The organism is Micromonospora sp. MH99, assembly GCF_021442385.1.
GTDB lineage: Bacteria > Actinomycetota > Actinomycetes > Mycobacteriales > Micromonosporaceae > Micromonospora.
In genome coordinates this window covers 1-13611 of record NZ_MUZA01000070.1, presented here as the reverse complement: position 1 = coordinate 13611, position 13611 = coordinate 1, and the positions used below count along the sequence as shown (strand labels likewise).

Genomic DNA, 13611 nt, shown 5'->3' with positions numbered 1-13611 from the left:
ATTGATGGGTTGTAACGTCTGCCACACGTTCCAGCCATGGCGTGACACACCCCCTGCCGCGCCACCAGAAAGAGGTGGGCCCATGGGACTCCGTCCCAACCTGCTGACCCGGCGTGCCGCCGGTGTCGCGTCGACGACCCTCGCGCTGCTGCTCAGCACCGCTGCGGTGGGCGTCGTTCCGGCCGCTTCGGCCTTCTCCGCGGCGCCGGGCGGCGCCTGCGCGGAGCCGGCCGGCAGCCAGGCCAACGCTCGGGTGAAGCCCGGCGCGGCGGCCACGCACGACCCGAACGAGCTGACCGCGAAGCAGGTCCGGGAACGCGACGCCGACCTCGCGGCGGCGCTGCGTGAGCGCGCCAACTTCCGGGCCGGCGCCGGCGCCACGACTCTGGCCACCGTCACCATTCCGGTGGTGGTGCACGTGATCCAGGAGGACAGCACCCGGGCCGGCGGCAACATCCCGGACTCGATGATCACTTCGCAGATCAGCGTGCTCAACCAGGCCTACGCGGGCGGGACCGGCGGCGCTGCAACCGCCTTCGCCTTCCGGCTCGACAAGATCAACCGGGTGACGAACCCGTCCTGGTACCCGATCGTCGACGGCTCGTCGGCGGAGCGGTCGATGAAGTCGTCGCTGCGGGTGGGCGGCAAGAACACGCTCAACATCTACCTCGGTGAGCTGAGCGACGACCTGCTCGGCTGGGCGACCTTCCCGCAGCGGAAGCTGAGCAGCATGGACGGCGTGGTCGTGCTGAACGAGTCCCTGCCGGGTGGCACCTCCACCAACTACAACCAGGGCGACACCGGCACCCACGAGATCGGTCACTGGCTGAACCTCTACCACACCTTCCAGGGTGGCTGCGGCGGCTCCGGTGACGGCGTCAGCGACACCCCGGCCGAGGCGTCGCCGGCGTACCAGTGCCCGACCGGGCGGGACACCTGCTCGGCGACCGGCCTGGACCCGATCACCAACTTCATGGACTACACCTACGACTCGTGCATGTACCAGTTCACCCCGGGGCAGGCGAGCCGCATGCTCACCGCGTGGAACGCGTACCGCGCGGCGTAACTCTCCTCGCGTACACCTGGTGCCGGCTCCGTCACGACGGAGCCGGCACCGGCGTTTTGTGGGACAACAGGGCCGTGGTCAGGCGGCCGTGCACTGGACGTCACGGCTGCGCCGGGCCGGGCGCGTCTGCGGTACGGCGACCGGGGCGGCCGGCGCGGGCGGGGCTTGCGGGTCCAGCCAGACCCGCACGGCCGGACGGCTCGGGGTGACACCCGGGACGCCTGCGGCGTGCTGCTCGCGACGGGTCAACATCGCCACGTCGACGGTGAACTCGAACAGCCGCCAGTCGACCTGCGGCTCGGCCCGGGCGCTCTGCGCCAGTCGGGCCACCCGGACCGGGTCGGTGACCGGCCAGGCGTGGCCCGCCACGTACGCCTCGTCGTCGCTCTCCTCCGGGGGGAACGAGTGCAGCGCGTAGCGGCCGTCCCGTTCGAGGTCGCGGCGCTTCGGCGAGTCGATGATGAAGCAGAAGAGACCCTCGTCGGTGATGACCGGGGAGACCGGATGGACCCGGGGCCCGCCGTCGGCGCGGACCGTGGCCAGGTAGCCGAAGCCCGGCCCGTACTGCTGCAGGAGAACGCGGATCCCGTCGGCGAGGCGGGGCTCGTCGGCGGCGAATTCGGACCAGGAAGCCATGCCGACATTCTATCGAACAACTGTACGAGCAGCGACCTCGACGCGCTGGTCACCGGCACCGAATCCGGCCAGTTCGGCCGACGCGGCTATGGTGGTCCGATGCTGCTCTCCGACCGTGACCTGGTCTCCGAGATCAAGGCCGGCACGCTGGGCCTGGAACCGTTCGAGCCCACCCTGGTCCAACCGTCCAGCATCGACGTACGACTCGACCGGCTGTTCCGGGTCTTCAACAACCATCTCTACACCCACATCGATCCGGCCATGCAGCAGGACGACCTGACCTCGGTGGTCGAGGTGCCCGAGGGCGAACCGTTCGTGCTGCACCCGGGGGAGTTCGTGCTCGCCTCGACGCTGGAAGTGATCTCGCTCGGCGACCAGCTCGCCGGCCGGCTGGAGGGCAAGAGCTCACTGGGCCGACTCGGCCTGCTCACCCACTCCACCGCCGGGTTCATCGACCCGGGCTTCTCCGGTCACGTGACGCTGGAGCTGTCCAACGTGGCGAACCTCCCGATCACCCTCTGGCCGGGCATGAAGATCGGCCAGCTCTGCATCTTCCGGCTCTCCTCGCCGGCCGAGCACCCGTACGGCTCGGTGGTCTACGGCTCGCGCTACCAGGGCCAGCGGGGGCCGACGCCGAGCCGCTCCTGGCAGAACTGGCGTGCCTGGCCGACGCGCTGACGCACGACGAGGGCCCGCCGCGACGAGATCGCGACGGGCCCTCGCTGTGTCCGGCGTCGGTCAGCCGGGACGGCCGTAGCTGTGGATCGGACCGTCGTCGACCTTCTTCATCTTGATGGGCACACCGGCCTGGGAGGCGTGCACCACCCAGCCATTGCCGACGTACATGCCGACGTGGTGGATGTCGCTGTAGTAGAAGACCAGGTCACCGGGGCGCAGATCACCCCTGCTGACGTTCTTGGTCACCCGGCTCTGGGCGGCGGCGTTGTGCGGCAGCGACACACCGGCCTTCGCCCACGCGGCGAGCATCAGCCCGGAGCAGTCGTACGAGTTCGGACCCTCGGCGCCCCACACGTACGGCTTGCCGATCTGGGCGCAGGCGAACTTGACCGCAATGCCCGCGCCGCCGCCGGGGTAGCTGGCCGGGCAGGGCGCCGGACGCAGGGGACCGCCGCCGCCGCTGCCGTACACCTTGAGGCGCAGCTTCTGCAGCCTGTCGATCTCGTCGTTGATCTGCTTCTTCTTCGCCGCCAGCTGCGCTTCGGTCCGGGTCAGCTGGGCCACCATCTCGTCGAGGGGCGCCTTCTGCCGGGCCAGCTCGTCGCGGAGATCGGCGACCTGCCGGACGTCCTGCTGCTGGTTGTGGGCGAACCGGTCGAGCATTTCGAGCTGCCCGACCACCTCGCCGGGCGACCGGCTGCCGAGCATCGTGTTGACCGTCGACAGGTTCTCGCCCATGTACGCGCGCACGGCCAGCGCACTGACCTTGTTCATCGCGGCGTCGACCTGGCGCTCCAGGGGCGCGATGCGGGCGGCGAGCGCGTCGGCCTGCTTGCGCTTGGCGGCCAGGTCCGCGCGGGTGGCGTTGTGCCGTTCGATTACCGGTTCGAGCTTGTTCCAGTCGGCGTCGATCTGGCGCTCGATCTCGGCGACGGACGGGTCCGCGTGGGCCGCCGTGGCGCTGCCGGTCAGGACGACGGCAACGCCGACCAGTGCGGCGAGGGCGGTGGTGAAGCGGGACCAGCGTGGACGCGGCACTGTCGACGTCGGGTCGGCCGGGGCCGACCGTTCGGACGACGGCCGCGGGGCATGGAGGGCCACCGGGGTTCCGTACTCCTTCTTCCCGACCGCCTACCGGGTTAGCTGACGGGTTCGGGCGGGAAGTTGGCGCCCTACCGCATTGGCTGCGGATTCACCCCGGGGGAACCTGGGTCCCCGGCTCGCTCGAACGCGACTCGGCGGTGTCGGTCCGTTACCGCCCGGGATGGGCAGACCTGCTACCGGGCCGACAAATGACCAGAGTAGAGACGGCCGTTACCGATCCGCAACCCGTGCGGCCGTGACACTCCGTACCGATTGGAAGAGATCACCGAGCGTGTGTGAAGGTTTCTTTCGATGCAGTTTGATATATGGAAAGGTATTGACGCGGACTCCCGACCGGCGCGAAGGTGACGACACAGTTACCAGTCAAATCTAGGGGGTTCGATGGAACGTCCAACCCTGTCCGCCGGCCGGCGCGCATCGCTCGCGGTCGCGGTGGTCATCGCCACGGCCGCCGTACCGCTGAGCGCCGGCACCGCCTCCGCAGCACCCTCCGCCGACCGTCAGCAGCAGTACGCCGCCGCGTCGACCGAGTACGGCGTGCCGACCGCCGTGCTGCTGGGGGTCTCCTACCTGGAGTCCCGCTGGGACAGCAACGCCGGCACCCCGAGCACCAGCGGCGGCTACGGACCGATGCACCTGACCGATGCCCGCCACGTGGCCGCCCTACCCGCCCGCGGCCACCACGACGCCGGCGCCGAGGATCCGCGCGGCGACGACTCCCGTGCCGTCCTGGCACCCGCGCCGGCCACGGATCCCGCGCCGCCCACCGCCACGTTGCAGACCGTCGACGCCGCCGCCGCGCTGACCGGGGCCGCCCCCGAGGCGCTGCGCAGCGACCCGACGACAAACATCCGGGGCGGGGCGGCGCTGCTGGCCGCGTACCAACGGGAGGTGGGCGCCCCGGTCGGTGCCGGCACCGACCCCGCCACCTGGTACGGCGCGGTGGCCCGGTACGCCGGCGCGGACAGCGCCGACGCCGCGGCGGCCTTCGCCGACGAGGTCTTCACCACCATCGGCGCCGGCGAGTCCCGCGTGACCGACGACGGCCAGCGGGTGACGTTGCCGGCCCGCGCGGTCCAGCCCCAGCGGTCCTGGTTGGACCGGCTGGGCCTGCGACGACTCGCCCGCCCGGACGGGCTGGAGTGCCCACGGACCGTCTCCTGTGAGTGGATCCCGGCACCCTACGAGGCGTTCGGCGACGGCGACTACGGCAACCACGATCTCTCCGACCGGCCCGCCCGCCAGAAGATCGAGTACATCGTCATCCACGACACCGAGGCGAGTTGGGCGACCACCCTGAAACTCGTCCAGGACCCGACCTACGTGAGCTGGCACTACTCGCTGCGCTCGGTGGACGGGAACATCGCCCAGCACGTCAAGACCAAGGACGTCGCCTGGCACGCCGGCAACTGGTACGTCAACGCGAAGTCGATCGGGCTGGAACACGAGGGCTTCGCCGCGCAGGGCACCTGGTACACCGAGGCGATGTACCGGACCTCGGCGAAGCTCGTCCGGCACCTCGCGCTGCGATACGGCATCCCGCTGGACCGCCAGCACATCATCGGCCACGACAACGTGCCCGGCACCATCGCGTCGACAGTGCGCGGCATGCACTGGGACCCGGGGCCCTACTGGGACTGGACGCACTACTTCGACCTGCTGCACGCGCCGCGCCTGGACACCGGCACCCCGGCCACCGGGCTCGTCCGGATCGACCCCGACTACGCGACCAACCAACCGGCGTTCACCGGTTGCGTCACCCCTGGGACGCCGTGCGCGCCGCGCGGCTCCTCGTCGGTGGTGCTGCACACCGCGCCGTCCGAGGACGCGCCGCTGGTCAACGACATCGCGCTGCGCCCGGACGGCACCCCGAACACGATGGACGTGTCGGACCATGGCGCCCGGGCCTCCGCCGGCCAGACGTACGCCCTGGCCGGACGGCAGGGCGACTGGACGGCCATCTGGTACCTCGGGCAGAAGGCCTGGTTCCACAACCCGGCATCCGCGCCGACCGCCAGCTGGACCGTCGGCGTGGTGGCCGTCCCGAAGCCCGGCCGGGCCACCATCCCGGTCTACGGTCGGGCGTACCCCGAGCAGACCGCCTACCCCGAGGGTGTGCCCTACCAGGCGATCTCACCACTGCAGTACACGCTGGCCGCCGGTCAGCGGTACGCCGTCGGCGCGGTGCTGGCCGGTGAGTACTACCGGGCCAGCACGTTCGACGGCTCCTCGCCCGGCGACTGGACGGTGATCCGGGGCAAGAACCGGTACGTGCAGATCCAGTTCGGCCACCGCATCATGTACGTCGACCTCGCCGACGTGCAGCTCCTGCCGTCCCCGGTGGGCGCACCCCGCTGACGACGACGAACGACGAGGGCCCCCGGTCATCCGACCGGGGGCCCTCGTGACGTCAGCTGGATCAGCCGGGTCGGCGGAACCCGGCGATGGGCATGGTGTTGATGCTGGAGACCTGCACCGGTTTGCCGGCACGAGGCGCGTGCACCATCAGGTTGTTACCCAGATACAGCCCGACATGACTCAGGCCGGAGAAGAAGAAGATCAGGTCGCCGGGGCGGGCGTCGGCACGCGACACGGCCTTGCCCTCGTTCCACTGGTCACCCGTGTGGTGGGTGAGGTAGATCCCGGCCGACTTGTAGGCGTACTGGGTCAGCCCCGAGCAGTCGAACGAGTTCGGGCCGGTGGCGCCCCAGACGTACGGGTCGCCGACCTGCTGGCAGGCCGTCTTGATCGCCTTCTGGGCGGCGACGGCGAGCACACCGTTGATGGTCGGGCAGCCGACGGTCTTGACAGTGGTCTTGGGCATCGACGCCTCGAGCTTCTTGATCTCGGCGTCGATCTGCTTCTTCTTGGCCGCCAGCTCGTTCTGCTGCCGGGTCTGGGTGGCGATCAGCGCGTCGAGCTTCTGCTTCTCGCCGTCGTACTTGGCCCGCACAGCCAGCACGCCCTCGACCTGCTTGCGCTCCTGCGCGGCCAGCCGGTCGAGGAGGGTGAGCTGCTCGGTGAGCGTGTCCGGCTTGGCGCTGACGAGCAGCGCGCCGATCTCCTGCGAGGGGCCCGACATGTAGTAGCGGGACGCGAGGTCACCGACCCGGTTGAGCGCCAACTCGCTCTGCAGGGCCAGCGGCTCGATCTTCTTCTGCAGGTCGGACGACTTCTTCCGGTTGACCTTCAGCTGCGCCCGGACCTTGTTGTACTGCTCGATGGTGGGCTCCAACTGCTCCCACTTCTTGTCGATCTGCGCCTCGATCTCGTCGACCGTGGGCTCGGCCTGAGCCGGCACGGCGAGCATTCCGGCGCCGACCGCGGCAGCGGCGACCAGCACGAGCAGACGGTGGGCGACCCGACGCAGACCGCCCGGCCGAACGGGCAGTCCCGGGGCGTGACGATGAGGGGGCATGGTTGCCACCGGCACCGACTCCTTTGCAACCGACCGCCGGGCGCCTCGCGTGAGGGAAGGGCCGAGGCAGACGACCCACAGCGGTCGGTGCCCCACATTAGGGAAGCGGTGGGCCGGAATCAAGGCGAGCCGAGTCACCGTCACTGTCACGCAACCGCTTGCACACCAAGGGTGTTCGTCAATTACCCAACGATTGCAGTCAATACGTCGTCGAGCGTGACCACTCCGAGCGGACGCCTACCGTCGCTGACCAGCACCATGTGCCGCCGTTCGCGGCGCATGGCCAGCAGCAGATCCGCCAGCGTACGTTCCGGCGGCACCACCGCCAGCGGTCGGTACACCTGGGCCGGCACCGGTGCCCGACGACCCTGCCCGGCGTACCCGAGCACGTCCTTGACGTGCACGAAACCCAGCACACGTCGGGTGGACCGCTGCACCACCGGGAACCGGGACCGGCCGGTCCGGGTCGCCAGCACCTCCAGCGACGCCGGGGAGACGTCCTCGGCCACCGTGACCACCGTCGACCACGGCTGCAACGCGTCCGCCGCCGTCCGGCTGTGCAGGGCCAGGGCCCCGGTGATGCGGGCGTGCTCCTCGGCGTCGAGCAGCCCTTCGGTACGCGCCTGCGACACCAACCCGGCCAATTCCTCGGCGGTGAACACCGTCTTCACGGCCTCGGTCGCCTCGATCCGCCAGAACGCCAGCACCCGGCGGGCCGCCCACTTCATCGCCAGCAGCAACGGCTTGGTGGCCACGCAGAAAGCCAGCATGGCCGGGCCCAGCCAGAGCGCGGAGACCTCCGGACCGGCCAGCGTGATGTTCTTCGGCACCATCTCGCCGACCACCGTGTGCAGGAAGACGACGACGCCGAGCGCCAGCACGAACGCCACCGGATGCACCGCGCGCTCGGGCAGGCCGACGGCGTGGAACGGCGACTCCAGCAGATGAGCCAGCGCCGGCTCGGCGATCGCGCCCAGGCCCAGCGAGCAGACCGTGATGCCGAGCTGCGCGCCAGCGATCATCAGCGGGATCTGGTTCATCGCCGACAACGCCCAGCGGGCCCGCTTCGAGCTGGCCGCCAGCGGCTCGATCACCGTCCGCCGCGACGCGATCAGCGCGAACTCGCTGCCCACGAAGAACCCGTTGCCGAGCAGCAGCAGCACTGTCACCAGCAGCTCAGTCATCGGCGTCCGGCTCCGCCGGGCGCAGCACCCGGACCTGCTCGATCCGGTGCCGCTCCACCTCCACCACTGTGAACTCCCAGCCGTCCGCGTCGACTGTCTCGCCCGCCAGCGGGATGTGCCCCAGTTGCGCCATCAGGAAGCCGGCCAACGTCTCGTACGGCCCCTCGGGCAGCCGGAAGCCCGTCTGCTCGGCCAGCTCGTCGGAGCGCAGCACCCCGTCCACCAGCACCGTGCGCTCCCCACCCGGCACGGTCAGCTCGACCGGCCCGGTGTCGTCCACACTTGCCGGGTCGAACTCGTCGGCGATCTCCCCGACCAGCTCCTCGACCAGGTCCTCGATCGTGACCACGCCGTCCGTGCCGCCGTACTCGTCGACCACGATGGCCAGGTCGGCCCCGGCCGCCTTCAACGCCGCCAGCACGCCGTCCAGGTCCAGGCTCTCCGGAACGTACACCGGCTCCCGGGCCACCGATCCGACGATCGTCGACGCCCGCGCGGCCAGCGGCACGCCCAGCGCGTCCGGCACGCCGGCCACACCGGTGACCAGGTCCAGGGTCTCCTCGTACACCGGGAAGCGGGTCCGTCCGGTCCGCCGGGACTCTTCGAGCAGCTCGGCCACGGTGGCGGTGGCACGCAGCGCCACCACGTCGACCCGCGGGGTCATCGCCTCGGCCGCCCGTTTGTCGCCGAACCGGATGGTGCGGCGCAGCAGCATCGCCGTGTCCGGGGGCAGCGCGCCCGCGCGGGCCGAGATGGCGGCGAGCAGGCCCAGCTCCTCCGGCGAGCGGGCGCTGGCCAGTTCCTCCTGCGGCTCCACGCCGAGCGCCCGGACCAGCCGGTTCGCCGAACCGTTCAGGCCCCGGATCACCCAGCCGAACGTCCGGGAGAAGGTGTGCATCGGCCCGGCGGTGGCCAGCGCGGCGGGCATCGGTTGGGCGAGCGCCGCGTTCTTGGGCACCAGCTCGCCGAAGAGCATGGAGATGAGCGTGGCCAGGGCCAGCGCCAGGAACGGGGTGAAACGCTCGGTGCTGTCCCCGGCGATTGGGCGTAGCAGCGGGGTGAAGATCCGGGCCAGGGCGGGCTCGGCCAGGTAGCCGGTGAGCAGCGCGGTGATGGTGATGCCGAGCTGCGCCCCGGAGAGCTGGAAGGACAGCTCACGCAGCGCGGTGCGGACCGTCAGGGCGGCCTGGTCGCCAGCGGCGGCGCGGCGGTCGATCTCCGCCCGGTCGACCGTGACCAGGGCGAACTCGGCCGCGACGAAGAACGCGTTGCCCGCGGTCAGGGCTATGAAGCCGACCAGGGGCAACAGCGTCATCAAGAGCAGGCCGTCGATGTCGCCTCACCTCGGCGAGATTCTTGCACGACGGCGGCGGCCCCCGGAGGGGCCACCGCCGTCGATGTTCAGATCCCGGGTGTACGCGTCTCAGCCGGCGACCGGCGCGGACTCCTTGTCGCCCCGCGGCTGCTCCGGCTTGACCGAGCGCAGCAGCACGCTCGCCACGTCGATCACCTCGACCTGTTCGCCGGCACCCTTGCCGTTGACCCCGTCGTTGAGCATCGTCGAGCAGAACGGGCAGCCGACGGCGACGGTCTTCGCCCCGGTGGCCATGGCCTCCTCGACCCGGTCGACGTTGATCCGCTTGCCGATCTTCTCCTCCATCCACATGCGGGCGCCGCCGGCGCCGCAGCAGAAGGAGCGCTCGCTGTTGCGCGGCATCTCGGTGATCTCGCCCTCGATGGCGTCGCCGAGGACCTCGCGAGGGGCCGCGAAGATCCGGTTGTGCCGGCCCAGGTAGCAGGGGTCGTGGTACGTCACGCCGCCGTCGACGGGCTGCACCGGCGTCAGCTTGCCGGTGGACACCAGGTGGGCCAGCAGCTGGGTGTGGTGGACCACCTCGAACTCGCCGCCGAGCTGGCCGTACTCGTTGCCCAGGGTGTTGAAGCAGTGCGGACAGGTCGCGACGATCTTGCGCTTGGCCTTCTCCCGGCCCTCGAACGCCTCGTTCAGCGTCTCCACGTTCTGCTGGGCGAGCATCTGGAAGACGAACTCGTTGCCGATCCGTCGCGCCGGGTCGCCGGAGCAGGTCTCGCCCTCGCCCAGGATCGCGAACTTCACGCCGGCCTCGTTGAGCAGCGTGGCCACGGCCCGGGTGGTCTTCTTGGCGCGGTCCTCGAACGCGCCGGCGCAGCCGACCCAGAACAGGTACTCGAAGTCGTCCACCTCGCCGACCCGGGGCACCTCGAAGTCCAGGCCCTTGGTCCAGTCCTCGCGGGTGTTCTGCGGGGCGCCCCACGGGTTGCCCTTGTTCTCCAGGTTGCGCAGCATCACGCCGGCCTCGGAGGGGAAGCTCGACTCGATCAGCACCTGGTAGCGGCGCATGTCGACGATGTGGTCGACGTGCTCGATGTCCACCGGGCACTGCTCGACGCAGGCGCCGCAGGTGGTGCACGACCAGAGCACGTCCGGGTCGATGATCCCGCCCTCCTCGGCGGTGCCGATCAACGGCTTGTCGCCCTCGGCCAGCGACAGCACGTCCAGGTGCGCGAGCTGCGCCTGGGTGGCCTTCTCCTCGCCGGTCAGGTCCTTGCCGCCACCGGCGAGCAGGTAGGGCGCCTTGGCGTACGCGTGGTCGCGCAGGCTCAGCACGAGCAGCTTGGGCGACAGCGGCTTGCCGGTGTTCCAGGCCGGGCACTGCGACTGGCAGCGACCGCACTCGGTGCAGGTGCTGAAGTCCAGCAGGCCCTTCCAGGTGAACTGCTCGACGTGGGCGACGCCGAACTGGTCCTTCTCCGGGTCCGCCTCCTCGAAGTCGAGCGGCTTGCCCTGGCTCGTCATCGGGCGCAGCGCGCCGAGGCCGGAACCGGCCGGCTTGGTCGGCTCGCGCTTGAAGAAGATGTTGGGGAACGCCAGGAAGCGGTGCCAGGCGACACCCATTGTGACGTTCAGGGAGATGACGATCAGCCAGGTCATCGAAATGGCGATCTTGATGAGCGCGGCGACGCTCGCCCCGTCCGACCAGTCGGGCAGCACCGCGCCGACCGCGTGACTGACCGGGGTGGCCCAGAACGGGTACTCGAAGTGGTCGGTGGCGACCTTGAAGCCGCGGATCAGCAGGCCGAAGATCAGGACCAGCAGCACGATCCACTCGACGAAGTAGCCCTGCCACATGGTCGAGCCGGTGAACCGGGACCGCCCGCCCAGCCGGTTCGGCCGGTTGCGCAGCCGGATCGCCATCAGCACCAGGATGCCGACCAGGCCCAGCACGGTGATGATCTCGGTGGCCAACCCGAAGATCGTCCAGTGCCCGATGATCGGCAGGCCGCCGGTCGGGGTGACCACCTCGAAGTACGCCTCGAGCACCAGCAGCGACAGCACGATGAAGCCGACCATCACGAACCAGTGCGCGGCACCCACCACGCCCCACTTGAGCATGCGGGTGTGACCAGCGGTCTCCACCAGCATCGTCTTCGTGCGGGCGCCCTTGTCGGCGAACCGCTCCGGAGCGGGTTGCCCCAGCCGGATGACGGCCGTCATCTTCATGACCGCGCGCACCGCCAGCCACACCGCCACGGCGGTGATGCCGGCCGCGAGGATCGTGGTGACGATCTGGACGCTGCCCATCGAGTTGGCCTCCCCGGTCTGCTGCCTGTCGAGCGGTTCAGCAACCGGGACCGGAGCAGGACGAAGCCGGCGTCGCGCCGCTTGCACACCTGCGACCGGACCGGTCGATGACCTCGCTCCGCTCGGTCATGCAGTGCAGCCTACGCGCAAGGTTACCCAGCGGTAACGTGAGTCATCTCGCAGTAGGCCACGCTGCCTGCGGACACCATAGGGTGCCCGGCCCGGTCCCGCCGGGCAGGGGCGTGGCGGGTGACCTGGATCCTTCGTCGCGGCGACGCCCCCGGGCCAGGCCCAGCGTCAGCCGGAGAGGCTCAGCGCCAGCGCGAGAGCAGCACCAGCGACGCGACCATCGCGCCGAAGCCGACCGCGAGGTTCCAGTACTGCCACGAGGCGACCGGGTACTCCTGCTCGGAGAGGTAGTAGACGACCAGCCAGCCGATGCCCGCGACGATCAGGGCGACAGCGGTGATCGGCAGCCACACCGGGCTAGGCTTGCGCGACGCCGCCGTCGTCGTCGGACGGACGTCCGTCGGCGGGGTGTACACCTTCTTCTTGCGGACCTGAGACTTGGGCACGGCGCTCTCCAGAGGGGGTGACGACCTCGTCCGGCCTGACAACCGGACGCGGAGGCGACGGTTCATGGCCAATAATGTTCGACAGCTAGCGTAGTCCGGAACGGCCGCCTGGACCACGAATGGGGTCAGGCAGGTACATGGAGTGACCGAAAAGGGCGGGACTGTTCGCATCACCGGCCCGGCCGGCACGAACCGATCCCCGACACGCGGAAGGAACGCTCGGTGGAGTACACATCCGGCGCCGCCTCCTGGCAGAAGGCCCTCCGACGGGCCGTCGCCGGGCTGCTGCCCCGGCGGCCACGCCAACGGCGACCAGGCTGGTCGATCGGGGTGCCCCTGATCGCCGCCGCGGCGGGGCTGCTCTTCACCACCACCGCGACCACGGCGGGCGGCACCGCTCTCCGCGAGGACCGGCGGCCCCAGCTCAACCAGCTCATCGAGGAGCGCGAGCAGCAGGTCGAGGCGAGCGAACGCCGCGCTGCCACCCTGCGCGACGAGGTCCAGCAACGCACCGACACGCTCGCCGGCTCGGACGCCCCGATCAAGGCCCAGCAGGCCCGCGCCCAGGGCAGCCTCAAGGCGGCCGGGTTCACCGCCGTCACCGGCACGGCCGTGACAGTCGAGCTGAACGACGCGCCCCAGCACGACGACGAGGCACACTCCGACGCCACCAACGACGACCTGGTCGTGCACCAGGGCGACGTACAGGCCGTGGTCAACGCGCTCTGGGCGGGTGGAGCGGAGGCCATGTCAATCATGAACGTCCGCGTGCTCGCAACCAGCGCGGTACGCTGCGTCGGTAACACCCTGCTGCTCCATGGGCGGGTGTACTCCCCACCGTTCAAGATCGTAGCAATCGGCGATCCCGCTGCCCTCCAGCAGGCCCTCGCCAGCTCTGAGGGAGTCCGGTTGTTCAAGGACGCAGTCGACGACTATCAACTCGGCTACAAGGAGTCCGTCTCCACGGTGACCATCAAGGCCTTCGAGGACTCGACCGCGCTGCGCTCGGCGACGGTGCCCAGGTGAGCAGCCCGGAAGACCGCCGCGACGGGCGACACCGGGACCAGGCGGACGACGCGACCGCCTTCCTGCCCAAGGTCGACCGACCTGAGCCGACGCCGGAGCAGCCCGAGCCGACGTCGGGCCGGTCCCGGACCGGCAACTGGCCCGAGCCCGTGCTGCCCAGCCGGCCACGGGCACCGCGTCCGGCGGCAGCTCCCGAGCCGCCGAGCGCCGCCGGCCCACCCCCGGCCGACGGCCTCGTAGCGCCGGTCCGTCCCGGCTCCGGTCCGCGCGCCGACCACCCGGTCGCGCCCAGCGCCGGCCGG

General features: G+C 70.5%; 11 protein-coding genes, 1 pseudogene and 1 riboswitch. Of the genes and pseudogenes, 5 read left to right on the top strand and 7 right to left on the bottom strand.

Features of this window, described 5'->3' with window-relative positions:
* The first annotated feature begins 82 nt into the window (after positions 1–82).
* Positions 83–1066, top strand: a complete 984-nt coding sequence (locus B0E54_RS26770) for a zinc metalloprotease (RefSeq protein ID WP_234588936.1) — start codon at positions 83–85, stop codon at positions 1064–1066.
* A 78-nt stretch (positions 1067–1144) separates the two neighbouring features.
* Here B0E54_RS26770 and B0E54_RS26765 read toward each other — a convergent pair whose 3' ends face one another.
* Positions 1145–1702, bottom strand: coding sequence for a pyridoxamine 5'-phosphate oxidase family protein (locus B0E54_RS26765; protein WP_234588934.1), 558 nt, complete (start codon positions 1700–1702; stop codon positions 1145–1147).
* A 99-nt stretch (positions 1703–1801) separates the two neighbouring features.
* On the opposite strand from B0E54_RS26765, the gene dcd reads away from it, so the two are divergent.
* Positions 1802–2380: a dCTP deaminase gene (gene dcd, locus B0E54_RS26760; RefSeq protein ID WP_234588933.1), complete on the top strand. Its 579-nt coding sequence runs from the start codon at positions 1802–1804 to the stop codon at positions 2378–2380.
* A gap of 60 nt (positions 2381–2440) precedes the next feature.
* Here the strand turns inward: dcd and B0E54_RS32845 are convergent, their stop codons facing one another.
* A complete protein-coding gene (locus B0E54_RS32845; RefSeq protein WP_234588932.1) occupies positions 2441–3481 on the bottom strand; it encodes an NlpC/P60 family protein in 1041 nt (346 codons plus the stop codon).
* Between the two features lie 13 nt (positions 3482–3494).
* Positions 3495–3631: riboswitch (cyclic di-AMP (ydaO/yuaA leader) on the bottom strand.
* A 234-nt stretch (positions 3632–3865) separates the two neighbouring features.
* Between B0E54_RS32845 and B0E54_RS26750 the strand changes: the two genes are divergently transcribed.
* Entirely contained in the window at positions 3866–5842 is a 1977-nt protein-coding gene (locus B0E54_RS26750; protein ID WP_234588931.1) for an N-acetylmuramoyl-L-alanine amidase, read from the top strand.
* Between the two features lie 61 nt (positions 5843–5903).
* Here the strand turns inward: B0E54_RS26750 and B0E54_RS26745 are convergent, their stop codons facing one another.
* From B0E54_RS26745 to B0E54_RS26725, 5 genes are all read right to left on the bottom strand, one after another.
* Positions 5904–6917 (bottom strand): NlpC/P60 family protein, encoded by a 1014-nt coding sequence (locus tag B0E54_RS26745; protein ID WP_234588930.1) that lies wholly within the window; start codon positions 6915–6917, stop codon positions 5904–5906.
* Positions 6918–7084: 167 nt separating this feature from the next.
* On the bottom strand, positions 7085–8086 hold the full coding sequence (locus B0E54_RS26740; RefSeq protein WP_234588929.1) for a hemolysin family protein: 1002 nt from the start codon (positions 8084–8086) through the stop codon (positions 7085–7087).
* Complete coding sequence (locus B0E54_RS26735; RefSeq protein ID WP_234588928.1) at positions 8079–9401, bottom strand: hemolysin family protein; 1323 nt, start codon at positions 9399–9401, stop codon at positions 8079–8081. Before B0E54_RS26735 ends, B0E54_RS26740 begins: the two co-directional genes overlap by 8 nt.
* Positions 9402–9509: 108 nt before the next feature.
* Positions 9510–11708 (bottom strand): (Fe-S)-binding protein, encoded by a 2199-nt coding sequence (locus B0E54_RS26730; protein ID WP_234588927.1) that lies wholly within the window; start codon positions 11706–11708, stop codon positions 9510–9512.
* 311 nt (positions 11709–12019) lie between these two features.
* A complete protein-coding gene (locus B0E54_RS26725) occupies positions 12020–12283 on the bottom strand; it encodes a cell division protein CrgA (protein ID WP_007454145.1) in 264 nt (87 codons plus the stop codon).
* A 222-nt stretch (positions 12284–12505) separates the two neighbouring features.
* Between B0E54_RS26725 and B0E54_RS26720 the strand changes: the two genes are divergently transcribed.
* On the top strand, positions 12506–13309 hold the full coding sequence (locus B0E54_RS26720) for a DUF881 domain-containing protein (protein WP_234588926.1): 804 nt from the start codon (positions 12506–12508) through the stop codon (positions 13307–13309).
* Positions 13306–13611, top strand: a pseudogene (locus B0E54_RS26715) (hypothetical protein); the annotation flags it as partial. The gene B0E54_RS26720 and the pseudogene B0E54_RS26715, both read left to right, overlap by 4 nt.